General features: G+C 67.9%; 20 protein-coding genes and 2 tRNA genes. 11 read left to right on the forward strand and 11 right to left on the reverse strand.

What is annotated here, in order from left to right:
• Positions 1–54 precede the first annotated feature (54 nt).
• From HKK74_RS28260 to HKK74_RS42005, 3 genes are all read left to right on the forward strand, one after another.
• On the forward strand, positions 55–1,179 hold the full coding sequence (locus HKK74_RS28260) for an AAA family ATPase (protein WP_187246413.1): 1,125 nt from the start codon (positions 55–57) through the stop codon (positions 1,177–1,179).
• The gene (gene fxsT, locus HKK74_RS41060; protein ID WP_187246414.1) at positions 1,176–5,711 is read left to right on the forward strand and encodes an FxSxx-COOH system tetratricopeptide repeat protein; all 4,536 of its coding nucleotides are present in this window, start codon (positions 1,176–1,178) and stop codon (positions 5,709–5,711) included. Before HKK74_RS28260 ends, fxsT begins: the two co-directional genes overlap by 4 nt.
• Before the next feature lie 391 nt (positions 5,712–6,102).
• Complete coding sequence (locus HKK74_RS42005; RefSeq protein WP_187246415.1) at positions 6,103–6,345, forward strand: DUF397 domain-containing protein; 243 nt, start codon at positions 6,103–6,105, stop codon at positions 6,343–6,345.
• A gap of 28 nt (positions 6,346–6,373) precedes the next feature.
• Here HKK74_RS42005 and HKK74_RS28275 read toward each other — a convergent pair whose 3' ends face one another.
• A complete protein-coding gene (locus HKK74_RS28275) occupies positions 6,374–6,580 on the reverse strand; it encodes a DUF397 domain-containing protein (RefSeq protein ID WP_187246416.1) in 207 nt (68 codons plus the stop codon).
• Positions 6,581–6,905: 325 nt separating this feature from the next.
• On the opposite strand from HKK74_RS28275, the gene recD2 reads away from it, so the two are divergent.
• The 4 genes from recD2 to HKK74_RS28295 all read left to right on the forward strand — a co-directional run bounded on the left by recD2 (position 6,906) and on the right by HKK74_RS28295 (position 11,901).
• Complete coding sequence (gene recD2 / locus HKK74_RS28280) at positions 6,906–9,116, forward strand: SF1B family DNA helicase RecD2 (RefSeq protein ID WP_376771565.1); 2,211 nt, start codon at positions 6,906–6,908, stop codon at positions 9,114–9,116.
• Positions 9,117–9,225: 109 nt separating this feature from the next.
• On the forward strand, positions 9,226–9,501 hold the full coding sequence (locus HKK74_RS28285; protein ID WP_187246418.1) for a PspC domain-containing protein: 276 nt from the start codon (positions 9,226–9,228) through the stop codon (positions 9,499–9,501).
• A 91-nt stretch (positions 9,502–9,592) separates the two neighbouring features.
• A complete protein-coding gene (locus HKK74_RS28290) occupies positions 9,593–10,321 on the forward strand; it encodes a Mut7-C RNAse domain-containing protein (protein WP_187246419.1) in 729 nt (242 codons plus the stop codon).
• A gap of 68 nt (positions 10,322–10,389) precedes the next feature.
• Entirely contained in the window at positions 10,390–11,901 is a 1,512-nt protein-coding gene (locus HKK74_RS28295; protein WP_187246420.1) for a hypothetical protein, read from the forward strand.
• 77 nt (positions 11,902–11,978) lie between these two features.
• Here HKK74_RS28295 and HKK74_RS28300 read toward each other — a convergent pair whose 3' ends face one another.
• From HKK74_RS28300 to HKK74_RS28320, 5 genes are all read right to left on the reverse strand, one after another.
• Positions 11,979–12,554 (reverse strand): DUF1850 domain-containing protein, encoded by a 576-nt coding sequence (locus HKK74_RS28300; RefSeq protein WP_187246421.1) that lies wholly within the window; start codon positions 12,552–12,554, stop codon positions 11,979–11,981.
• Complete coding sequence (locus HKK74_RS28305) at positions 12,551–13,480, reverse strand: TAXI family TRAP transporter solute-binding subunit (RefSeq protein ID WP_187246422.1); 930 nt, start codon at positions 13,478–13,480, stop codon at positions 12,551–12,553. The genes HKK74_RS28300 and HKK74_RS28305 overlap by 4 nt, the downstream gene beginning before the upstream one ends.
• Positions 13,477–15,531 (reverse strand): TRAP transporter permease, encoded by a 2,055-nt coding sequence (locus HKK74_RS28310; protein ID WP_222722830.1) that lies wholly within the window; start codon positions 15,529–15,531, stop codon positions 13,477–13,479. The genes HKK74_RS28305 and HKK74_RS28310 overlap by 4 nt, the downstream gene beginning before the upstream one ends.
• A gap of 141 nt (positions 15,532–15,672) precedes the next feature.
• Entirely contained in the window at positions 15,673–16,671 is a 999-nt protein-coding gene (locus HKK74_RS28315) for a phage baseplate protein (RefSeq protein ID WP_187246424.1), read from the reverse strand.
• 192 nt (positions 16,672–16,863) lie between these two features.
• Complete coding sequence (locus HKK74_RS28320; protein ID WP_187246425.1) at positions 16,864–17,730, reverse strand: spermidine synthase; 867 nt, start codon at positions 17,728–17,730, stop codon at positions 16,864–16,866.
• Between the two features lie 403 nt (positions 17,731–18,133).
• Between HKK74_RS28320 and HKK74_RS28325 the strand changes: the two genes are divergently transcribed.
• Together HKK74_RS28325 and HKK74_RS28330 are read left to right on the forward strand one after the other, a co-directional pair.
• Positions 18,134–18,208 (forward strand) — tRNA-Asp (locus tag HKK74_RS28325).
• 24 nt (positions 18,209–18,232) lie between these two features.
• Positions 18,233–18,309: transfer RNA gene (locus HKK74_RS28330), tRNA-Phe, on the forward strand.
• Positions 18,310–18,383: 74 nt separating this feature from the next.
• Here HKK74_RS28330 and HKK74_RS40290 read toward each other — a convergent pair.
• Both HKK74_RS40290 and HKK74_RS40295 read right to left on the reverse strand, forming a co-directional pair.
• Complete coding sequence (locus tag HKK74_RS40290) at positions 18,384–18,629, reverse strand: tyrosine-type recombinase/integrase (protein WP_246492059.1); 246 nt, start codon at positions 18,627–18,629, stop codon at positions 18,384–18,386.
• A 67-nt stretch (positions 18,630–18,696) separates the two neighbouring features.
• Positions 18,697–19,188: a site-specific integrase gene (locus HKK74_RS40295; RefSeq protein WP_246492060.1), complete on the reverse strand. Its 492-nt coding sequence runs from the start codon at positions 19,186–19,188 to the stop codon at positions 18,697–18,699.
• 835 nt (positions 19,189–20,023) lie between these two features.
• On the opposite strand from HKK74_RS40295, the gene HKK74_RS28340 reads away from it, so the two are divergent.
• On the forward strand, positions 20,024–20,380 hold the full coding sequence (locus HKK74_RS28340) for a hypothetical protein (RefSeq protein ID WP_187246426.1): 357 nt from the start codon (positions 20,024–20,026) through the stop codon (positions 20,378–20,380).
• A gap of 459 nt (positions 20,381–20,839) precedes the next feature.
• Here HKK74_RS28340 and HKK74_RS28345 read toward each other — a convergent pair whose 3' ends face one another.
• The 3 genes from HKK74_RS28345 to HKK74_RS28355 form a co-directional block, all read right to left on the reverse strand.
• On the reverse strand, positions 20,840–21,334 hold the full coding sequence (locus HKK74_RS28345) for a putative toxin-antitoxin system toxin component, PIN family (protein ID WP_246492075.1): 495 nt from the start codon (positions 21,332–21,334) through the stop codon (positions 20,840–20,842).
• 2 nt (positions 21,335–21,336) lie between these two features.
• Positions 21,337–21,648 carry a hypothetical protein gene (locus tag HKK74_RS28350; protein WP_187246428.1) on the reverse strand — a complete coding sequence of 104 codons (312 nt, stop codon included), beginning with the start codon at positions 21,646–21,648 and terminating at the stop codon, positions 21,337–21,339.
• A gap of 319 nt (positions 21,649–21,967) precedes the next feature.
• Entirely contained in the window at positions 21,968–22,579 is a 612-nt protein-coding gene (locus tag HKK74_RS28355) for a hypothetical protein (protein ID WP_187246429.1), read from the reverse strand.
• A 488-nt stretch (positions 22,580–23,067) separates the two neighbouring features.
• On the opposite strand from HKK74_RS28355, the gene HKK74_RS40300 reads away from it, so the two are divergent.
• Positions 23,068–23,583 carry a DUF6247 family protein gene (locus HKK74_RS40300; RefSeq protein ID WP_246492061.1) on the forward strand — a complete coding sequence of 172 codons (516 nt, stop codon included), beginning with the start codon at positions 23,068–23,070 and terminating at the stop codon, positions 23,581–23,583.
• The last annotated feature ends 213 nt before the right edge of the window (positions 23,584–23,796 follow it).

Below are 23,796 nucleotides of genomic sequence, written 5' to 3' on the forward strand. Positions count from 1 at the left end.
AGATAGCAGAAGCCAGGCGTCTGGCACGGACCAGGCCAGAAGGGGACGTCACCGATGAGCGCTGACGAGCGGCCCGGTGCGCCCTCCGCCTACGCCCAGAACGGAGCGGGCGGCACCCCCGCCGAGCCGGTCCGGCCGGGCTGGTGGATCTACCGTGGCACCGGGCGGCCGCTGCGTGACATCGAGCTGAGCGAACTGCTGCCGCCGCCCCCGCCGTGGCGGGCCTTCGACGGCGGGCCGGCGCGACCGGCGCCTCCGCACGACGACGGGGATCTCGACCGCAGGCTCGGAGCCCTCGAGAACCTCACCGCGCGGCAGCCCGCACGCGGCGAGGTCGAGGCCGTCAATGCCGCGATGTTCCTGCGCCGCCCACTCCTGGTCACCGGGAAGCCCGGCGTCGGCAAGTCCAGCCTGGCTTACCAGATCACCCGGGAACTGCGCCTCGGCAGGGTGCTGCGCTGGTCGATCAGCAGCCGCAGCACCCTTCGGGAGGGACTGTACGAGTACGACGCGATCGGCCGGGCGCAGGACGCGGCCACCGCGCGGCAGCTCGTGGAGGCCCGGCCCGAGGCCGGCGAACCACCCGGCTCGAGCATCGGCGACTACGTACAACTCGGCCCGCTCGGCACCGCACTGCTCCCCTACAGGTTGCCCCGCGTTCTACTCATCGATGAACTCGACAAAAGCGACATAGACCTACCCAATGATCTGCTGGACGTCTTCGAGGAAGGCGAATACCGAATTCCGGCGCTCACCAGAGTGGCTCCCCGCGAACGCGACGTCGAGGTCCACACCGCCGACCCGGACGAAAAAGCGACCGTCACCAAAGGCCACGTCCGCTGCAAAGCCTTCCCGATCATCATCATCACCAGCAACGGCGAGCGGGAATTCCCGCCGGCATTCATGCGCCGCTGTATTCAGTTCTCCATGGAACAGCCCGACGAGAACGGCCTGGCGAGCCTGGTGGCCGCCCATTTCACCCGGCAGGCCGACGCCGGCGCGGCACAGATGATCCAGGACTTCATGGAATACCGGCGGGTGCACCATGAGATCGCCGCGGACCAGCTTCTCAACGCCTTCTTCCTGGCGACCTCGGGTGCCCATACACAGGACGCCTCGTGGAAGCGCCTGCTCGATCTCGTCTGGCAGCGCCTCAGCCCAGAGGCGGCCCCCGAGTGAGGGGCCGGGCCCCCGACCCCACGGCCCGGAACGCGGAGCGCACCGCGAAACCGGGCGATAAGCCCATCTCGTACGAGTTGGCCGACGCGCTCTGGCTGGCCGCGCAACAGGCCGCCATGGCACGGCCCATCGACGCGAACCCCACGCCCGAGGATGACCGGCCACCCGGGGGGCGGCCGGACCGGCCGGCCCCCGCGGGCTCCTCCGCCGGGCCGTCCTCACCGGAGGGCTCGCGGGCCGCACCCGGCCGGCGCCCTTCCACCGGCCGGGGCGACGAGCAGGCCGAGACCGATCAGGCCGGTCAGCGGGGCGACGCGCCGGGGCTCACCACGCCCGCGGCTCCCGACGAGGCGGTCTGGGGCTCGTTGCAGGCGCGGCCGCGGATCTGGCGGCCGCCGGCGTCGCTGATCGGCCGGCTCGACGACGACCCCTTCGCGGGCGTTCCACCGCTGCTGAACCGGCGGCGGCTCGCCCACGCGCTGCGCCCGTTCAAGCGGACGACCGACTCGCGTACCGAGACCGAACTCGACGACGAGGCGACCGCCGAGCGCGCCGCCGAGGACGGACTGTGGCTGCCCGAACAGCGGCCGGTGCGGGAACGATGGCTCGAACTCGACGTCGTCGTGGACGACAGCCGGTTCGCGACCCTGCACCGCCCGGTGGCCGACCAGCTGATCGAAGAGATCACGACGGTGGGCGCCTTCCGGCGCATCCGGATCCACCTGCTCGACACCGACGGTGCCGAACCCGCGACGCTCACCCTGCGCGGCACCGGCGAGGCGGCTCGGCGGCTGCCCGCCACCTCCCTTCCGGGCCACGGACGGCGCGAACGCAGGATCATCGTCGTCCTGACCGACGGCGTCGGCGACGCCTGGCACGCGGGCGCCGCTCAGGCGGTGCTCGCACGGTGGGCGAGGTGCTTCCCGGTCGCCATCGTCCAGATGCTGCCGACCCGGCAGTGGCGCCGGACCGGCATCGCGGCACTCGCCGCGAAGCTGCGCACGTCGGGCCCCGCACTGTGCAACACGCGCTACCAGGTCTCACTGTCCGCGCTCGGGACGTCCACCTTCCGCACGGCGCCGCCGGGCGAGGTGTGCGTTCCCGTACTCGAGCTGGGCCCCCGGCAGCTCGCCGGATGGGCCCGCTTCGTCGCCGGTACCGACCACGGGTGGCATGGCCCGGTCACCCTCTGCTCCGAGAACCCGGTGCCCTGGGCACCCGACGTCGAGGACGACGAACCGATCCCACCCGCGATCGTCGACGACGAGACCGACCTCTCTCCCGCCGAGCTGGTGCGGCGGTTCCGCGCCGCCGTGCCGCCGACCGTCTACGAGCTGGCCGTACACCTGGCGGCTGCGCCGCTGAACCTGCCGGTGATGCGACTCGTACAGCGCACCATGCTGCCCGCTTCACGGCCGGCGGACCTGACCGAACTCGTCGGCAGCGGACTGCTCCAGCGGATCAGGCCGGTCGGCGGGCACGACGCCGAGGCCGTCGACAAGGTCACCTACGACTTCCTGCCGGGCACCCGTGCCGAACTGCTCGCCGCCGGGCGCCGGTCCGAGACGAGCAGGGTGCTCATGACCGTCGCCGAGCATCTCGGCGAGCGGGTGGGCGTGCTGCGCGAGCTGCGCGACATGGTGGTGGCACCACAGCGAGCGGCGGCCCCGGCCATGACCGCCGATGTCGTGCCGTTCGCCGAGCCCATGCTGCACGCGTTCAGGGCGCTCGCCGGGCCCTACCTCCGGCCCGCACAGAATTTGGACGTCGCCCTGCAGTCCGCGACCTTGGGCGTGGATCGCATGGGCGAGTTCTCGATGCCAAATCTTGGTTCTGATATGCCGAGTCAGCCGCAAGGAAGATCCAAAACTGGAAATAATGGCTCCATGCGAACGATCGACGAAGAGGCACTTGGCGATGGTCACCGTCCCGCTAAAACAGGGATGGGCAGTGACCGGGACGTAGATAGCAAAACCCCCCTTTCTGGAGTCGGCGTGACGATCCGCACCATGCCCCCGGCGGCAGAGCGCAGCCCCTCTGACCCCCCTCCCATATGGGGGAATGTTCCTCCCCGAAATAGAAGCTTCACCGGACGGGAAGCGCTGCTGGAAACTCTGCACCAGCGGCTCTCCCAAGGCACGACCGCCGTGCTGCCGGAGGCACTGCATGGAATGGGCGGCGTTGGAAAGTCGCAAATCGCCATAGAATACGTTTATCGTCATACTCAGGACTACGATCTGATCTGGTGGATTCCTTCGGAACGCCCCGGACAGATCCAGCAGAGCCTGGCGGAGCTCGCGGCCCAGATGGGGCTACCGGTCAGCACCGAGGTCAATGTCGCGGTGCCGGCCGTGCGAGAGGCGCTGCGGCTCGGCCGCCCCTATCGCAACTGGCTGCTGATCTTTGATAACGCCGAGCATCTCGAAGAGGTCCAGGACTTCTTCCCCACCAACGGCTCCGGCAAGATCCTGGTCACCTCCCGCAACCAGGGGTGGACCAGCGTCGCAAGCTCGCTGGAAGTCGACGTCTTCGCCCGGGACGAGAGCATCGCCCTGCTCCGATTGCGCGGCCCGGAACTCGACGCCGGCGACGCCAACGAACTGGCCAACCTGCTCGGCGATCTGCCACTCGCCATCGAGCAGGCGGCGGTGTGGCTGTCCGAGACCGGCATGCCGGTGGCCGAGTACCTGCACCTGTTCCGCGAGAAGCACGAAAAGGCGGCCGAACTTCTGCACGATGCCGCACCGGCCGCCTACGAGCTGCCGGTCGCCGCGGCGTGGAACGTGTCGCTGGACCAGCTGCGCTCCACCGATCCCGGCGCCCTGCAGCTGCTCCAGATCTGCGCCTTCTTCGCGCCCGAGCCGATCTCGCGCCGGCTGCTCAGCGGTACCCGCAACGTCGACGGACCTCCGGAGCTGATGGAGGTGCTGTCCGACCCGGTCAAGCTGGGCCGGGCCGTGCGCGCCATCAACCAGTACGCGCTGGCGAAGCTCAGCCACAAGCACAACACGATCATGCTGCACCGCCTCGTGCAACGCGTGCTCGTCGGCCAGTTGACCCCGCAGGAGGCGGCCGAGCTGCGGCACTGCGGTCATCAGCTGCTCGCCCAGGCGGATCCGAACGCCCCGGACATGTCCGTCCACTGGCCGCAGTACGCGGATCTCCTTCCGCACGTGCTGCACTCCGACATCGTCGAGTGCGACGACGCGTGGGCCCGCCAGCTCGTGTTGAACCAGATCGAGTTCCTCTGGCAGTGGGGTGACCACCAGGGCTTCCTCAATCTGGCCCAGCGGGCCGTCGACACCTGGACCGAGAAGCACGGTGCGGATCACGAGCAGACACTCGCCGCAGGGCTGCACCTCGGGCGGGCACTGCGTATGAACGGGCGCTTCCAGGAGGCCTACGAACACCACGTGAGAGTCCGTGACAGCCTCGCCGCGAGCCGCGGCTTGGAAGACGAGCGGACCCTGGAGGCACAGCAGTTCGTCGGGGGTGACCTGCGCTATCTCGGCGACTTCGCTCAGGCACTCGAACTCGACAAGCAGTCCTTCGACGTCCTGCGCCGCCGCTTCGGCCAGGACGACCCCAGCACGTTGTGGCAGGCCCACCTGTACGCCATCGACCTCCGGCTCACCGGGGATCCCGAGCAGGCGCTCGAGCTCGACCGCGACACCTATCAGCGACTGGTCAACCTGTACGGCGACAACCACCCGCGAGCGGTCGGTTCCCTCGCCTCGATCGCGGTGGACGAGATGGAGTCCGGCCGGTACGTGGAGGGCCGCAACACGATGCGGCAGCAGATCCAGTACCTGGAGAAGATCCATGAGCCCGGCTCCGCGGGCTTGGCCGAGGGACTCACGAACATGTCGGTCATGGAGCGCAAGGCCGGCGATCACGAGAGGGCCCTGGAACTGTCGAAGCAGGCCGTGACCCTCTTCCAGGGCAGGTACGGCCGACTGCACCCCGGCACCGTCGCCGCGGCGTTGAACCACGCGGTCAATCTCCGGCAGGTCGGCGATCTGGCCGAGTCGATCGCCCTCACCCAGGAGACCATCAAGCACTACCAGTCGATGTTCGGCCCGAGGCATCCGAACACCCCTGCCGCCTATGTCAACCTCGCCGTCACCCTGCGACAGGACGGCCAGGTGGCCGAGGCGCGGCAGCTCGACGAGTCCTCTCTCGCCACCCTGACGGAAGTACTCGGCCCGGACCATCCGCGAAGCATCGTCTGCTCCATCAACCTGGCCAGCGACCTCTATGTGCTCGGCGACTTCGAGGGGGCGCTCCGGCTCGATCGCGAGTCACTCCAACGCGCCCAGCAGGTCTTGGGAGAGGACCATCCGACTACCCTGGCCTGCGCTCTCAACCACGGGCTCGATCTGCGCGCCGTCGGCGAAGAGGCGGAGGCCGAGACCCGGCTCGCCGACACGATGGCCCGTCTGCACAGGGCGCTCGGCGATGACCATCCAGCGGTCATGTCGGCTCGTCGCGGTATCCGTGCCGACTGCGACATCCATCCGATCCCCGTGTGATCACCTGAGCGGTGGGATCCGTCCCTGCGGCCCTGGATCCCACCGCCGTTCCACAGGAACGCATATTTGTAAAGGGCTCTCTTGACAAGAACCCACGGACATCCTTGCCGACAGGCACGAAAGCCGATCAGATTAGGTCATTCGCAAATCGCCATTTTGGTCTGTCACTCAGTCATCGATGTCGCACTAGGGCGCTACATGGACAAGATAGACATCCCGACGTATAGTGCAGTAGGTATATTTCCTACCTATCTCGACAAGCGATTTCTGGCTGCCTAAGAAAGAATGGAAATATGACCAGGTGAGCAACTCCGGGTCCCGAGCCCCCCGCGGACATGCCGTCCCGTCTTCTCGCGGCCATTGAGGATGCTGCTACAGAGCGGAAGAAGGAATGGTCAGTCAAGAGGAGTTGGAAAATGCCTCGTGGCGCAAGAGCAGCCAGTCCGATGAGGCCAATAGTGGCTGCGTGAGCATGGCATCACTGGGCGCTTTTCGCGCCATACGGGACAGCAAGGATCCTCACGGTCCAGCGCTCGTATTCAATGCCACCGAATTGCGTTCATTTTTTGCCGAGATAAGGCGAGGGGGTTTCGATTTTCCAAATTGCGGGACGAACGGAGGCGCGGCCGGGTGAAGCACCACGCCTCCCGGTCATGTTCGCTTCAGAGGTCGAATTCGTCGCTCTTGATGGCGGCCATGAACGTCCGCCATTCGGCAACCGAGAAGGCGAGGTGCGGGCCACCCGGGTTCTTGGAGTCCCGGACCGCCCGATCCTCGCCGATCGTGGCGACCTCCACGCATGCGGCGATGGCAGGGTCGCTGCTACGGCGGCTCTTCCGCCACGCGGGCATGCCAACTGAAGTGCTCATGGTTTCTCCTTAGAACATGCATCCGCCGACACTCGTCAGGCTGCGCCGACAGAGTAGTTGGTATCGAGACCAAACTATCGCAGCATTTCCACAGACAGGAAATGCTTCTCGTTATCCTCAGCGAAAGCCCCGCTAATGCATAATTACTCTTAAGGTCATAAACAGCACATATCGCCAAGGCATGGATGGCGTTCCGCATTCGCTAATACGACCAATGACTAACAAAGTCCCTCGATACCAGCCGATCAGTGATCTTGCGGTACGTATCGCCACACCAGGGCCGTGATCATCGTGATCGGCCACGGAGTTGGGCAAGATGGCGATCGTGACGGGAACACGACCGGCCGCTCCACCCGAGAGGCGCGAACTCGAAGCGGTGCTCGAGCGGTTCACCTATGTCAACGACGAGACCGGCTACACCATCGCCCGGGTGGCCACCGAACGCTCGGGCACCGACCTGCTGACCGTCGTCGGGGCCCTGCTGGGCGCCCAGGTCGGTGAGAGCCTGCGGCTCACGGGCCGGTGGACCTCGCATCCGAAGTACGGCCGCCAGTTCGAGGTGCACTCCTACACGACCGTACTGCCGGCCACCATTCAGGGGATCCGGCGCTACCTGGGCTCCGGGCTGATCAAGGGCATCGGCCCGAAGATGGCCGAGCGGATGGTGGACCACTTCGGCACCGACATCCTGCGGGTGATCGAGGAGGAGCCGGGCCGGCTGATCGAGGTGCACGGGCTCGGCCCGAAGCGCTCGAAGCTCATCGCCGATGCGTGGGAGGAGCAGAAGGCCATCAAGGAGGTGATGGTCTTCCTGCAGGGCCATGGCGTCTCCACTTCCCTCGCCGTGCGGATCTACAAGCAGTACGGCGAGGAATCGATCAAGGTGGTGCGCGAGGAGCCGTACCGCCTGGCCGCCGACGTGTGGGGCATCGGATTCAAGACCGCCGACACCATCGCCCGCGCCGTCGGCATCCCGCACGACAGCCCGGAACGGATCAAGGCCGGCCTGCAGTACACCCTCTCCGAAGCGGCCGACGACGGCCACTGCTACCTGCCCGAGCCCAATCTCGTCGCCCAGGCGGTGAAGATCCTGGAAGTGCCGCACGAGCTCGTCGGCCCCTGCCTGGACGAGCTGGTGGCGGCGGAAGGGCTCGTCAGAGAGACGGTGCCTCTGGAGGACGGGGAGGTACCCGCCGTCTACCTGGTGCCCTTCCACCGGGCCGAGCGCTCCGTGGCCGGTGGCCTGCTGGAGCTGCTGCGCACCGAGCAGGACCGGATGCCCGCCTTCCAGGACGTCGACTGGGACAAGGCGCTGGCGTGGTTGCGGCAGCGCACCGGGCACGAACTCGCGCCCGAGCAGGAGGAGGCGGTACGGCTCGCGCTCACTGCGAAGGTGGCCGTGCTCACCGGCGGCCCCGGCTGCGGGAAGAGCTTCACCGTGCGCTCCATCATCGAGCTGGCCAAGGCCAAGAAGGCCAAGGTCGTACTCGTCGCGCCCACCGGGCGGGCCGCCAAGCGGCTGGCCGAGCTGACCGGCCACGAGGCGGCCACCGTGCACCGGCTGCTGCAGTTGCAGCCCGGCGGCGACGCCAAGTTCGACCGGGACAACCCGCTCGACGCCGACCTGGTGGTGGTCGACGAGACCTCCATGATCGACGTGATCCTCGCCAACAAGCTGGTCAAGGCCATCGCGCGCGGTGCCCATTTCCTGCTGGTCGGCGATGTCGACCAGCTCCCCTCGGTCGGCGCCGGCGAGGTGCTGCGCGATCTGCTCGCCGCCGAGTCGATACCGCGGGTCCGGCTGACCAAGATCTTCCGGCAGGCGCAGGAGTCCGGCATCGTCGTCAACGCTCATCGGATCAACGCCGGCCGGCCGCCGCGCACCGAAGGGTTCCCCGACTTCTTCCTGTTCCCCTGCGAGGACACCGAGGCGACCGCTGAGCTGACCGTCGACATCGTGGCCGGCCGCATCCCGCGAAAGTTCGGCCTGGATCCGCGCCGCGACATCCAGGTTCTCGCGCCCATGCACCGCGGGCCGGCGGGGGCGGGCAACCTCAACGCGCTGCTGCAGAACGCGCTCACGCCACAAGCGGACGGACGGCCCGAACGGCGCTACGGCGGCCGCGTCTTCCGCGTCGGCGACAAGGTGACCCAGCTGCGCAACAACTACGACAAGGGCGCGGCCGGAGTGTTCAACGGCACCGTCGGAGTGGTCACCGGCCTGTCCCTCGAGGACCATACGCTGACCGTGCTGACCGACGAGGACGAGAGCGTCGACTACGACTTCGCCGAGCTGGACGAGCTCGCCCACTCGTACGCCATGACCATCCACCGCTCACAGGGCAGCGAGTACCCCGCCGTGGTCATCCCGCTCACGACGAGCTCTTGGATGATGCTGCAGCGCAACCTGCTCTACACCGCGGTGACCCGCGCCAAGAAGCTGGTGGTGCTGGCCGGTTCCCGGCGTGCCCTCGCCGCCGCCGTGCGCACCGCGGGAGCGGGCCGGCGGCACACCGCTCTCGACCACCGCCTGTGAACCCCTACCTCGCCGCCCCCGTACCGGGGTGCGGTGCCAGGGGCGTCTCAGGGATCCCTCAGGGCGAATCCCGATGTCGCGCCGGCCGCGCCGAAGGCATGCTCGTCACATGAGCGAAAACACCTCCCCGATCTCGTTCCACCGCACCCGCGACGGCAAGATCCTCGCCGGAGTCTGCGCCAGCGTCGGCCGCCAGTTCGGCGTCGACGTCAACCTCATCAGGCTGGCCCTGGTCATCACCGCCTTCTTCACCGGCGGCACCGCCGTGGCGATCTACGTCGCCGCGTGGCTGCTCATCCCGGAGGAGGGCAAGACCACCTCCATCGCCCAGGACCTGATCAGCAAGCACACGAACAAGAGCACCGACAAGTACGTCGCGCCCTGACCGGTCGCCCCCGCACCAGGGCCGTGACCGGCGGCCGAGCCGTCCGCTCCGGTGTCGTACAGGACCCGGAGCGGGGTGGCATGCTGAGGTAATGGACGAGCCAAAGGTCTACCTCCGCTTCGCCGCCGAGCTACGGTCGTTCCTGGCCCCGCGCAATCGCCACGGGCAGGTGGCGGTCGCCCACGACGGGACGTCCTCGCTGGGACATCTGATCCAGTCGCTCGGACTTCCGATTCCGGAGATCGGCGCTCTCGTCGCCGACGGCCGTGACGTGGCGCACTCCCACCGGCCCACCGCGGGCGAGACCGTGTCGATCGAGGCACCGCAGCGGCCACAGGAACTGCCGATCACCCCGCCGAGGTTCCTGCTGGACGTCCATCTCGGCAAGCTGGCCCGCCGGCTCCGGCTCATCGGCGTCGACACCGCCTACGACAACGACCGCGACGACCCCGCCCTCGTCGTCCAGGCGAACGCCGAACGACGCGTCCTGCTGACCCAGGATCGCGGCCTGCTGTGCCGCCGAAACCTGTGGCTCGGCGCCCACGTTCGCGGCACCGACCCCGACGAGCAGTTGCAGGACGTCCTGGAGCGGTTCGCACCACCACTGGCCCCCTGGACCCGCTGCACCAACTGCAACGGCGAGCTGGCCCCGACGGGCAAGGATGAGGTGGAGCACCTGCTCCAGCCCGGCACCAGCCGCAATTACGACAACTACGGGAAGTGCTCCGAGTGCGACCGGGTCTACTGGCGCGGAGCGCACAGCCGGCAGCTCGAGGCCATCGTCGAAAAGGCGACCCGTACCGTGAGCGCACACCACTGAGACGGATCGCCATCGGGCAGCAAAGAATTGAGCGGCCGAACCGGGCGGACCCTGACTAGAGTGCCCGGATGTTCGTAAAGCGTCGGCGGTCCGCCCCCTCCATCTTCGAGCACCTGCGCGACCACCTTCCGGCCGACGGGTCCATGCTCCCCCCGGACGCCGAGACATTGCCCGACCAGGACGATCTGCCCGACGGCGTCCTGTGGGCTCCGGGCGCGAAGGACGGGGTGCTCACGCACCACTGGGCGGGCTCGGCGGACACCGATGAGGCCGACCGCCTCTACGACGCGATCGTTGCGGCCGTGAAGAGCCGCCTGGCCTACGACGCGCTGTACGAGGCGGCGAGTGAGGTGAGCACCATCTCCCTCGTCGATGAGATCCAGCAGCGGCTGCGCTCCTCCGAACTGGATCAGGAGGCCGTCTACCGGCTCGGCCACCGGCTCGCCGTCACCGCGCGGCATCGTGAGCCCGTGAAGCTCGGCATCTCGATGCTCGGGCTGTTCAACGCCGACCACCATCGCGACGAGCTGATGACGCTCGGCCGGCATGACGAGTTCACCCTGTTCGCCGCCGTCGCGCTCGCCAACCGCGAGACGGACGCGGAACCGGACCTGTGGGAACTGGCCCGGCAGGTCAACGGGTGGGGCCGGATCCACTTGGTGGAACGGCTGGCGGAGGACCCGAGCCCCGAGGTCAGGGAGTGGATTCTCCGCGAGGGCTTCCGCAACGAGGTGATGAACGAGTATCTCGCCGCGATCGCGGCCGAGACCGGCGACCTCGCCGAGCGGCTGGACGGCGAGCCCGACCACGAGGTCCTGTATGCGGCCGGCGACATCCTGAGCGCGCTCTGCTCCGACATCGGAGCGACCGGCGGGATGGCCGACTACGCCGACGGCCGGCGCGCCTCCAGTCTCTTCCTGGGGCAGATGCGCACCCGCGCGCTGGACCTGCGGCACTTCCTCGCGGTGCACGAACTCCACCGGCATGCCGAACAGGAATGGCCCGAGCTGGTACCCGCGTGCTCGGAGATCCTGGCCCGGCCGCACTGGCCGGAACTCGCCCGCCGCGGGCTCGACTCGACCGAGGACCACGAGTTCCGCCGGGCCGACCGGGCCTGCACGGCCTTGGGCATCTCGACCCTACGGGTGCACATGGAACGGCTGCGGTCGAAGCCATACGAATCCTCCAGCTGGTTCGCCGCAACCGAGCAGGCCGACGCCTCCACCATCGACGAGGTGACCGGCCTCGCGGTGGAGCTCTTGCCGCTCGAGGAGATCGCGACAGGACCGGCGGACGAGAACGGGATCGGTGCGGGGTATGCCCCGCACCGGTGCCTCGACGGTCTGCTGCAACCACTGGAGAACTGGCCGGGACGCGGCTGGCCGCTGATCGCCGCCGGACTGGCCAGCCCGATGATCCGCAACCGGAACCAGTCCATCCGTGTGCTCGCCGCCTGGGACCGCTCGGCCTGGCCCGCTGAGGCGGCCGGGGCACTCGACACCGCACTCGCCCGTGAACCCGTCGCCCAGGTGCGCGACCGCATGCGGAACCTGCTGACCGGCCGCCCCCTCGAAGACTGAGCACAACCGGCCCGGCACCGTCGGCCCGGCACCATCGCCGCGCACCGAGCGGAGCCGTGCAGCAGCCCCCGCCCTGATCACCTCGCGATCTTCCGCGTCCCATCATGGAGGGGGACGGTCTGGACGACCTCGCGTACGGCGGGAGGGCAGGGTGCCGTGCGGCCGGTGGGCCGAGTCCTCATGACCCGGATGCGCAGGTCGTACGCACCCGCGCGCGGATAGAGCGGCAGGCAGACCGATCCCGCGACCAGGGTCCGCCGGCCGAGCGGAGTGGCGATCAGCGAGAGTTCGGCGTACGTCCGGGGCCAGGCCGGGCGCAGGACCCACCACCCCGTCCCCGCGAGCCGCGTACGCGTCCCCTCGAGGTCGTAGTAGTCCAGCACCGCCTCATTGGTCGACGCGAGCGCGTACATCGTGAAGCCCTGCCCGGCCACCGCGAAGAGTTCGACGGCGGGTGACCGGTAGGCGGAATGCTCGTAGGCGAGCGCGAACGAACCGCCCGCGGCCGGCGGGCGGGCCACCAGCGCCGAACCACCGGCCCGCTCCGCCACGATCGACCACTCGCCGGCGTCGTGCGAACCGTCGGAGACGGCCGCGCAGCCGAGCAGGAGGGCCCCACCGACGCACCGGCCCCACAGGGCCGGCCGCCTCATCCGCCGGAGAAGTACCGCTGGGCTCCCGGATGCAGTTGGACCGGCGTGACCTGCTGGGCCAGCTGCTTGTCGAGGTTCTTGGCCTCCGGGTGCACCCGCTCGAGGTCGGCCTTCTTGTCGAACAGCAGCTTGGTGAGGTCATGGGCGAGGTCGTCGCTCATCTTGTCGCTCACCAGCAGGAAGTTGGCGACACCCACGGTCTTGACGTCCGCCGGCAGGCCGTAGGCGGAGCCGCTGATCGTGATCTCGCGATACGCCTGGCCGTACCGCTGGGTGAGCGCCGGCAGCAGATCGGTCGTGTCGACCAGCGCGACGTCCTTCTTCGTACTGGTCAGGTCGGTGATACCGGCGGTCGGCACGCCACCGGACCAGAAGAACGCGTCTATCGTGCCGTCCTTCAGGGCCTGCACCGACTCATTGATGCCGAGTTGCTGCGCCTTGATGCCTGATGACGGGTCGATCCCCGCGGCGGTCAGCATCCGCTGGGCGATGACCAGGGTTCCGGAGTTCGGCGCTCCGACGCTGACCCGCTTGCCCTTCAGGTCGGCGACCTTCTTCACCCCTGAGTTCTTCGTCACCGCGAGCTGGGTGTAGTTGTCGTAGATGCGGGCGAGCGCGCGGACCGGCTGGGGTGAGGTGAACGACTCCTTGCCCTGTACGGCGTCGGCGGCACTGTCGGCGAGCGAGAACGCGACGTCGGCCCGGCCCGAGGTCACGAGCTTGATGTTGTCGACGGACGCGGAAGTGGCCGACGCGGTCGCCTCGACGTTGTCGAGCCCACCCGAGATGAGCTTGGCCAGGCCACCGCCGTAGACGTAATAAACGCCGGTCGTCCCACCCGTGGCGATCGACAGCCGGGTTCCCTGCTGGCCGCAGCCGACCAGCGTCAGCACCGCCGCGAGCAACATGGCCGTTAGTCGTTTCATGCCTGTTTCCTCCTTAGCGCGAGATGCACCGCGACCGCCAGGCCGAGCAGGCAGAGCCCGGTCACGACCGGGATCGGTTCCAGGTAGAGCAGCAGCACGGCCGCCACCGCGCAGAGCACCCGCTCGGGCCATCGCGCCGGGCCGACCAGCCACCGGCCGGTCACCACGGCGAGCGCCGCCACCGCAACGATCGAGATGGCCGTCGCGAGCAGCACCTGCGGCCATGGCGCCAGCCAGAGCAGCGCCGCGCCGTTGTCGGTCAGGACGAAGGCGAACGGGACCAGGAAGGCCGGCAGCGTGTAGCGCCAGGCCATCATCATGGTCTTGAACGCGTCGCCCCCGGTGATGGCGGCGGCGGCCACCGCGGCGAGTGCCGTGGGCGGGCTGACCTCGGAGAGCACCGCGTAGTAGAAGACGAACATGTACGCCTCGGGCGGGGCCACACCGAGACCGGTCAGCGCGGGCGCGACCACGACCGCGGCGATGATGAACGACGCGGTGACCGGGACCGCGAGCCCGAGGATCCAGATCGCGAGGGCCGCGAACAGCGCGGTGAGGCCGAGGTTCCCGCCGGCGATCGACACCATGATGTCGCTCATCTTCAGCCCAAGGCCGGTGAGTGTGACGACCCCCACGATGATCCCCGCGACGGCGCAGACGGCGGTCACCGGAAGAACGCCGAGGCTTCCCTGCACGAGCGCCCGCCAGAGGCGGGGCGGGGTCATCCGGTGCTCGGGGTCGAGGAACGACAGCGCGAAGGCGACCACCGTGGCGATCACGACGGCCTGGAACGGTGAGCGGCCGATCGCCATGAGCATCACGATCAGCAGGAGCGAGCTGAAGTGGTAACCGAAGCGCAGGAGCAACCGCCAGAACGGCGGGGCCTTGACGTCCGTGGCCTTGGTCTTTAGGCGGCGCGCGTCGATCTCGATCGCGAGGAAGACGCCGACGTAGTAGAGGATTGTCGGCACCAGCGCGTACAGCAGGACCTTCAGATAGCTCACGCGCAGCAGTTCGGCAATGATGAACGCCGCCGCGCCGAGAGTGGGCGGGGACAGGATCGCCCCGATGCCGCCCGCCGCCATCACGCCGCCGGCCTGCTCCGGCGGGTACCCGGCACGGCGCAGGATGGGCCACGAGACCGAGCCGAGGCTGACGGTCGTCGCGACGCCGGACCCCGACACCGTGCCCAGCAGGAACCCCGCCGTGGTGACCGTGCGTCCAGGGGCGGTGCGTGACTTCCGAAAGGCGGCGAAGCTGACGTCGATGAAGAACCGGCTGGCGCCCGACAGGTCGAGTACGGCGCCGTAGATCGTGAACAGCACGATGTAGGTCGCCGCGACGTCGAGCGGAACGCCGAAGAAGCCCTCGGTGCCCATGTACAGGTGGTCGACCAGGCTCGACAGGTCATAGCCCCGGTGCCCGATCTCCCAGCCGATCGGGATGTAGGCGCCGAAGTATCCGTACAGCAGGAAGGCGACGCAGATGGCGGGCAGCGCCCAGCCGACCGTACGTCTCGTCGCCTCGAGCAGCAGGAGGGTGAGGCCGATGCCCATCGCGAGGTCGGTGCTCGTGGGTTCGGGACCGCGGGTGACGAACGCGTCGAAGTCGAGCAGCGGGTAGACGAGGACGGCCACCGACGCCGCCGCGAGCAGCCAGTCGAGGATCCCCGGCGAGTCCGCGCGCGGACTCGCGGTGCGCTCGCCCGCGTCCTTCTCGGTCTCGCGCTGGGACTTCCGCTCGCCCTTCTGCTCGCCCTTCTCTTCGCCCTTCTCGGCACGCTCGGCAGCGGTGGAGAGCTTGCTCTTGCGGACGCGCGCCAGCCGGAGCCCGGACCGGTAGGCCAGGAAGGTCAGCGGCAGCGCGACCGCGAGGAACGTGATGCGGTACTGCAGCACCGCGGTCGGGCGGAACACGACCACCAGGGCGTAGATGGAGAGCAGGCCGGAGGCGGTCCACACGAGGTGCCTGGGCAGTCCCGTGAGGCGGCGCGCGGGCCGTTCCTGCTCGTAGTCCTCCGCAATGCCGGCCGGTGCCGCCTCAACCGTCATGCAGGGCATCCCTCCTCACAGGAGTTACCCGGACACTACGGGTCGACGTTCGCGCACTGAAGGCCACAGGTGGCCAGATGGCCGGATCCGGCCATCTGGGTAACGGGACAGGTGCCGGCTCGTTCCGTATGCGGCCGACGGTCAGGACGGCATCGGCTTGTAGGCGATGCTGGCCCTCCGGGCGCCCACGGGACCGGAGGCGAAGCCGAAGCAGAGCCGGGCCTGTGGCGACCGGCCGCTGGGCGAGATCACCTGGATCGCCATGCCCTCGGGCTCGCGGTAGGTGAGCCCCTGGAACGCCCTGGTGAGCTCCCGCTCCACCACCCGGCCACTATTGAGGTCGACGCAGGTGATGCGAGCGTTGCCGACGGGTGCCTTCGAACCCGCGTGACCGTAGGGGGTCCCGTGGAAGAGGTACATGTACTGACCGAACAGGGCGAAACCCTGCGCCGGTTGCGCCGCCGGATCGGGGTCCGGCAGCCGCACGTCTGCGAGGCGGTGACGGCCGTCGGTCCTTCCTCGTACGGCCTGGTCCAGGTCGAAGACGGCGGCACGCAACCGGCCGTCTTTGCGGTAGCGGACCACGAGCCGGTCGTGCCAGGGATCGATGGCGGGCCGGGGACTGCCCAGCCCGGCGATACGCGGTGTCCGATCAGTGATGCCGGAATGGCCAGAGCCGATGGTCGCGCCGTTCACGAACCTGAAACGGGCGATCCTGGTGCCCCAGCCGTCGCTGGACCTGTACTCCGTCCACAGGTACGGAGCCGCACCACGACCGGCCGACTCGACTCCGATCTGCTCTCCGTGGCCGAACCCCCGGAGGTTCATGCACCCGACCCGCCGGCCGGTCGGATCGAGCCTGGTGACACAGAGGTCGCCGTTGCGCGCCGGGCTGCCGGATCTGAGCTGAACCGTGTAGATGTGCCTGTCGACATCGTCGAAGCCGAAAGATTGCAGCACCCTGGCGCCCGTCAGCGCCCGCTCTTTCAGGAGGGCGTTCGAGGCCGCGGTGAGCTGGAACCGCCGTGACCGCCGGATGGCCGCCCGTGCGTTGTTCGCGCCGGCGACTTCGAGGGCGAGCGCGGCGGCGACGCCTCCACCGCCCTGCAACAGCCGCCGACGGCTGAGAGCATCGGACACGAGGCATCCCCTTCGCTTCTCGGCGAATGGTCGGCCGACTGCCGGCGGAACCCTTCGCGCCGCGCGGGGCTCCCCGTAACGGCCGTTATCGCCATTGCGCACTACGCGACTGAGCCGTCACACTACGTGGCCATAGCGGCACTGTCAGCGAAATGGCCGCTTCGCGCCAGGGAGCTCAGTCCTTGCGACGACTCACGTCCGCGGGCCGAAGAGATCGGGCGGCGGCTCGGGCGACGCCTGCGCGTCGGCGTCCGTGACCGGAGCCGCCCCGGCCGCGAAACGGGTGAGCTCCTCACCGTGCACCACCCGGGCGGAGAACGGATCCGAGGCCGTGAGCCTGGTCAGCACGGCGATGGGAAGCTCACGACGCGCGCCGACGAGCACGACGTTGCCGAATCGCCGACCGCGCAGCACGGCCGGCTCGGCGATCAGGCAGGCGTACGGAAAGACGGCCAGGACGGTGGCGACCTGTCCACGTGCGAACGCCAGCGGAGCGCCATCGGCGACATTCGCGGCGTACAGCCCGTCCGGCCGCAGCGCGCGGGCGGCGGCGGTGACGAACTCGACCGAGGTGAGGTGGGCAGGCGTCCGGCCGGCCGCGAACACGTCCGCCACCAGGAGGTCGAACGCCTCCTCCGGCGCACGCGACAGGACCTGCCGAGCGTCGCCGGTCCGGACCCGGATCCGCGACGTACGTTCCAGCGGCAGACGACGGCGGACCAGGTCGACCAGGGCGGCGTCGATCTCGACGACCTGCTGCCCCGAACGCGGCCGGGTCGCCGCCACGTACCGCGCGAGGGTCAGGGCGCCGCCACCGAGGTGCAGCACCCGCAGCGGCCGGCCAGGCGGCGCGGCCAGGTCGACCACATGGCCGAGCCGCCGAACGTACTCGAACTCCAGATGTCCAGGATCGTCGAGATCGACATGCGACTGCGGGGTGCCGTCGATCAACAGGGTCCAGGCACGCGGCCGGTCGGGGTCCTGCAGGAGTTCGGCCACACCGAAGTCGACGGTCTCCCGCTCCACCGCCGTACGCCGGGTCCGCTGCCGATGCGCCATCTCTCCAGTATCGGGTTCCGCGGCGGCGACCGAGCCCGGCCGGTGAGATCGGCACGACACATGCACGCCGTGGCCTTCGACCGGATCGGGGAGCCTTACGACGAGGCGCCGATCGTCTTCCTCGGCAGCCCATATGGGTCACCGCCTACCGGCGGGGCGTACTGCGCTCGATCGTCGCCAAGGCCGGCTTCGAGGTGCTCGACCTGGCCGCCATCACGTACACCCGGGCGACCCCCGGCGCATGGCCGGAGATCCAGCTCTTCCTCTCCTGCCACCGAGATGATCATCGACCCCCGATAACGAGTTGGCGCATGTCCCACCGATCGCCTATGCTTTCGGACGTTGCCCAAGCCGGGGATGACCGGCTGGGCCACAGCCGGGGCCCTGAGGCCTCGGCACGCAAGGTCCTGTGGAGCAGCTAGGAGTGCTCGCCACCCTGTCAAGGTGGAGGCCGCGGGTTCAAATCCCGTCAGGACCGCTGAAGGCACGGCAGTGCCCCTGAGGGCAGGTAGCTCAGTCGGTACGAGCGTCCGCCTGAAAAGCGGAAGGTCGGCGGTTCGACCCCGCCCCTGCCCACCACCTCTGAACAGCCAAAAGACCCCGAGCGATGATCGCCCGGGGTCTTTTTGACGGCAACGCTGACGGCAACGTCCTCAGCCGAGAGCTTCCCCCAGCTTCCCGAGCGCCGTCCGCTTATCGTCGAGCGAGCTGTGTGCGTAGATCGTCATGGTCACTTCAATGTCGCTGTGTCCGACGATCTCCCGGACCACGTGCGGCGCGATGCCCAGGTGCAGGAGCAGCGAAACGCGGGTGTGGCGCATGTCGTGGAGGCGAACTGCATCCATACCGGCGACCGCACGGACACGGCCCCAGCTCCGGCGGAGGTTGTCAGGCTCCATCGGGGTGCCCCGTCTGGACGGGAAAACGAGGTTGTTCTCCTCCCAGTCGGGCCAGGCGTCGGCCCGCTCAGCGGCCTGCCGGACCTTGTGCTCGCAGTGCCGTGATGCAGAAGGCGGGTAGCGGGATGGTCCGCTCGGAGTCTTCCGTCTTGGGGCGTACGAACCGCAGCGCTCCCCCGACCCGCTGGAGCGTCTGGACCACTTCCAGTGTGGCTCTCTCGACTCCGCTACCAGCGCAGGTCGCGCACACGACGCCTTCCACCTCTCCCCCTTCGCCGGCGCAAGCCCTACAGGCGACGAGAGTGATGTCCTCCCAGCGCAGACCGAGCAGCTCACCGCGCCGCAGGCCCAGGCAGAGCGCCAGGACGTACAGGGCATAAAGCCGTTCACCCTGGGCGGCCTTCAGCACCATGCGGGCCTGGTCAACGGTGAGGCCTCGGTTGACCTTGTATTTGGGCGTACTCACCTTGACGAGCTTGGCCACGTTACGTGGGATGACCTCCTCGCGTACGGCGGACTCCACGGCGTTCCGGAGTACGGCATGGATCGACTGGACCATGCGGACCGACAAACGGGACTCTTACAGCACTCACCGCCCTTGACGGCGCAGCAGCGCGGTACGGCACGAGCCGCATCCCTCGTCGTGGGTCCGGCCGTAGAGCCGGATCCGCTTCTCGGTCCCGGCGGTGGTCGGCACGAAAGCAGCCCCCTCGTACCGGCCATCCTTGCGCTGGTAGATCGCGCCTTCCCCATTGGCCCGCTTCCGGGAAACGAGACCTACGAGATTTGCGCCCCTGCGGCTCTTCCGGCTCGTCGGGCATCGCAATCAGGGTGACGGCCATCAGGCGGCCACCTCCGCGAACGGGGCGGCCGTGCCCGGCTCTGCGAGCCGGGCATGCGGCCTGTTCCGTCCGGTCCCGTCTCGCAGCCCGGTCACGCCCGCCCCACACCACTATGAGGGCACCCAAGGAGGAAGAGAGCCGCTCCATCGGGCAGGCCCACGAAGCTCCGGGCAGCGGCTTCTAGGCCGTCGACGCTTTCGCTGAATCTGCCCACGGCGCCGGCAGTTGCGCATTGGAAGAAACCCCCCACAGGTGCCGCTCTCTTGGTGAATTCGAAAGCTTGACTGTCAAGTGGGGTTTCCCGAGTCGTCGCCTGGTTCATCGACACGGCATCGTGGCATGAGTCCGGTCAGGGATCGGATAGGAACCCGGCTTGGCCTTGCCCTTAGAACTGCCAGGCTTGGGCTTGTTGGCGAACGAGGACTTGGAAAGCCGCTTCCTCTGGGCTGCTGTCAGACGAGCCATGGGAACGAACCTGCAACTGGGGTCTTGACAGACGATCACGGCAGGCAGATGATCATCTCACCCAGATCCCCCCGAAGGGAGCTCGAAATGCGAATGGTGGGCAATCGAGTCCTGTCCATGGCGGCTGCGGCGATTACAGCGGTTGTGGCGCCTGTTGTGATTGCCAATCCGAGTGCAGCGGCGAACGAGAACGACGCCGAACTCATGGCCTCATGCTCGGACTGGACGCCGCATATTAGGCGAGTCATCGTCGGGTCGGCTAAGGTGCACAGCAGCTATTCGGGGTCATCCACAGTGATAGCTACGTGGAAGTACAAAACGCTTTTCCGTGTCAACAAGCGTTGCGTGAACAATGCCGGAAACCTGTGGTGGCACTCGGACTGCTGCACTGGCGTTAAAGGCTGGATCTGGAACGACTATACAGAGTTCGCCGAATGGAACTAACAGAGCTCGCCTAGCGATCTGTGGCTGTAGGTCGCAGCTGCACATCGCCTGGTGAGCCCTAGATCGATGACCGGTAATTCGTCGCTGGTCCTGGGCCCGCGCTCGAGATCCATTGGGGGTGATCGCCCAGATGATCGCCTCGACGCGCTGCCGCAGCCAGTTGGGGAAGATCCCCGGATCGTCCTCGTTAGCGCGCAACTGAACCGCACGGGCGGTCAGGTGGGGCCTGAAAAGCGGAAGGTCGGCGGTTCGACCCCGCCCCTGCCCACTTCCATGATCAGCGAGAACGGCCTCTGACCAGTATGTATGTGGTCAGAGGCCGTTCTCATGTGTCCGGCTGTGTCCGACGGTCACCGATGGCTTGGGTTGCGTCCACGGGGGTGGTGTACGAGTTTCCGCTGATCAGAGGCGTGGCGTCGTGAACTGAGACGGCCATCGCGGCTCGCAGGCAGAGGAAGGTCAGCGTCGCCGTCGAGCATGGCGACGCATCCCGTCCACCTTCTGGCGAAAGACCTCAGGGGTGACGATCGGGGTACCGCGCCATGGCGACATCGAGATCAGATCGACGTCGTTGCTGACAATCAGCAACGCGCCCACCTCCACCGCGAGATCCAAGATCAGGTTGTCCTCGTGATCGGGACAATCATGCACCGTGCGAGGCGGATCGATCACCTCGCCCTCACTGTGTTCGGCGATCACGACCAGCGCCGCCAAGTAGGCATCGATCTGTGCCTGCTCCCACTTGAACAGCTCCGACAGGATCCGCTCAATGTTCAGCAAGATGTGTGGAGACAGCCACAGCGAGAACTCGGCCGCATCGTTGGCGATCCCTAAGCAGTCCGCCGAGGCGTTGCCGGAGGTAGGTGGCGGCGAGGGCCATGAACGGAACGGGCTGTTACCAGTGGCAGCAGCCGTCACCAGAACGTTGACGTCATAGACGACGGGCGTCGGCATGGTCACGCCTCGCCCTTACCCTTGAGGAACTCCCGGATCCGGTCAGGGACATCGGCCGGCTCGATACCGAGTTCGGCGGTGCGCTGCTGACCGTAAGTCTGCAGCTCACGCAACTGCTCCGCAACCATGATCGACCTCATGACACGGTACGTGGCACGCAGGTAGGCCGACCGGTTCCCATCCCCGAAGTAGTCGACGAGCTCATCCAGCGTGGGTCGGTCCTCGGGCTGAACGGAGAAGCCCAGGGTCTGCGCCTGCGACTTGCCATGCCGGCTTGGCGCCCTCGTCTTGCGGTTCTTGGTCTCTGCTCCCATACCATCAGTTGTACCTGGCGCTGCACGTAAAATGCAACTAACTGCATTCCTACTATCGCCGAGCATCAACCGGGCACCTCAGCGTGCCTGCGTGACTACCCCCGGGATCCATCCAGGCGACGACAACACTGACGACAACGTCCACCACCACTGACGTTCAACGGCACACGCCGAGCGCCGTCCACCTCTGCAAGACCGCCGCGATCAGGGCGTTTTGCTCCTCCTGCCCGCCCCTGCCCACATCTCTGAACAGCCAGAAGCCGGCCACTGCGGAGAATTCCACATCCGGCCGCGTCACCTGCCGTCCGGAAAGGGACGCTCAGCGCCTCGGCGGCGCGGGCGCGAGCAGCGCCTGCCACAGATACGACGGCACTCCGCGGCTCTCCATCCGCCGGCGCATCCCCTCGATGAGGCCGACCCTCGGCCAGACGAGGAACACGATCAACGGCCAGCCGAACGCGAAGCCCACGGCATAGAACCTCAGTCCATCGCCGCCCCATCCTGAGGTGACCATACCGAGCAGAATCGGGATCCAGCAGGGGTAGATTCGCCTCCACAGCGCCCGCCTGAAGGCGGCGAGAGCCGCCTCGGCCGTCTCGGCGGGATGCCGGTGGCCGTGATCTCGCGGCGACAGCGGCCGCGGCGTCCACCATCCGACCGCCAGCGCGGCCCCCGCGGCGACCGCCATGACCGTGCAGACGGTGACGAAGGGGATCATCGGCTCACCCCCCTCGGTCCCGACCTGGGAGAGCATGAGCAACATCAGCAGCGGACCGGTGATCAGTATCGCCCCAAGGAGCCGGAACTGACGAAGGTGGGTTCCGGGCGGGCCCAGCAGTCCGAACCTGACCCCGGCCGGAGGGCCGCTCATCGGAGCCTGGAAATCCGAAGGGTCGAATGACGGCGGCGGAGAACCCTGGGGGTTCGACATGGACCGGAACGGTACCAAAGCGGCGCCCGCGGCCCCAGATCGCAGGCCTCATGTGGCCGTCGAACCGGGCGGGCCCATGCCGCGGGCTTGAGCAATGATCGTGCCGAATACGTGCGGAAGTCCCGACTCTGAGATCACGCGCTGATCGAGTCATGCCAGGTCAGCAGCGATGCCGCGACTGTGACGCGTCGTTCACTGAAAGCGGAAGGTCGGCGGTTCGACCCTGCCCCTGCCCACCTCTCTGAACAGCCAAAAGACCCCGAGCGATGATCGCCCGGGGTCTTTTGACGGCAACGGGCGGCGGACGGTCGCAGTTTGTGAAGATGTTTACGACCGTGCTGGTCACGAGGCTGAGGCCGTCTCGCCGCCAGGTTCGGTTTCCGATGCGCGGCGTCGCTGTCGCCTTCCCCCTGCCTTCCTGGGCAGTCGATTCGCGGGAGTGTGTTGGGCAAGCTCTGTAGGCGCTAGGGAGTGAGAGGAGGCCCAGGATGACCGCACAACCAAACGACTTCGCCCCTGGCAGCGCACCCGAGCCGGCCAAGAGTCTGCGCGCCATCCGGGCCGCCCTGGTGGTGCCCCAGGACCGCGGAGCTTTCGACGCCGGGCTCAAAGCGGTGCTCGATGAGGTCCGAGTGAACCTCGATCTCGGAGTGCTGAACGACTTCGTGCATCGCTGGTGGATCTCCGCTTGCGACTCGCACACGACCCCGAAGGGCGTCGGCGGATGCACGCCCGCGCCAGTCAGATCGCCGCCGGGGAAGCTGTCCCTGCGGGACGGCCGTGGCGTGAGCTCCTCGCTGAGCGCGAGAACGGACGGTAGGTGTACCGGCTCAACCTGGACCCGGTCGCTGAGGAACAGATCAACGCGGTCCCCGAGGGAGCTCTACGCCCGCTCGCCGAGTTGTTCACGTTGCTGGAGACGGCACCTTGGAGCGGGCAGCCGTTCAACCCTGCCAATCCCAGGGGAAACATGCTCACGCACGCCTTCGGCGAACGCGGGCTAGCCACGGACCTCGTCCTCGAAGAAACGGCGCGAGGTGCACGTGCTCCGTGTTGAATGGCCATGATCGATACTCCGTGACGAGCGGCGGCCGTTGACGGCAACAACGGCTACCGTGGACAGCCCTCAGCACACTTCAACCGCCGTCTACCTCGGCACGGAACCCCTGAGCTGGGTGGTTGTTACTCCTGAAAAAGGGTCGTGGGTTCAAATCCCG

It is taken from the genome of Actinomadura alba, from assembly GCF_014323705.1.
GTDB classification, from domain to species: Bacteria; Actinomycetota; Actinomycetes; order Streptosporangiales; family Streptosporangiaceae; genus Actinomadura_C; species Actinomadura_C alba.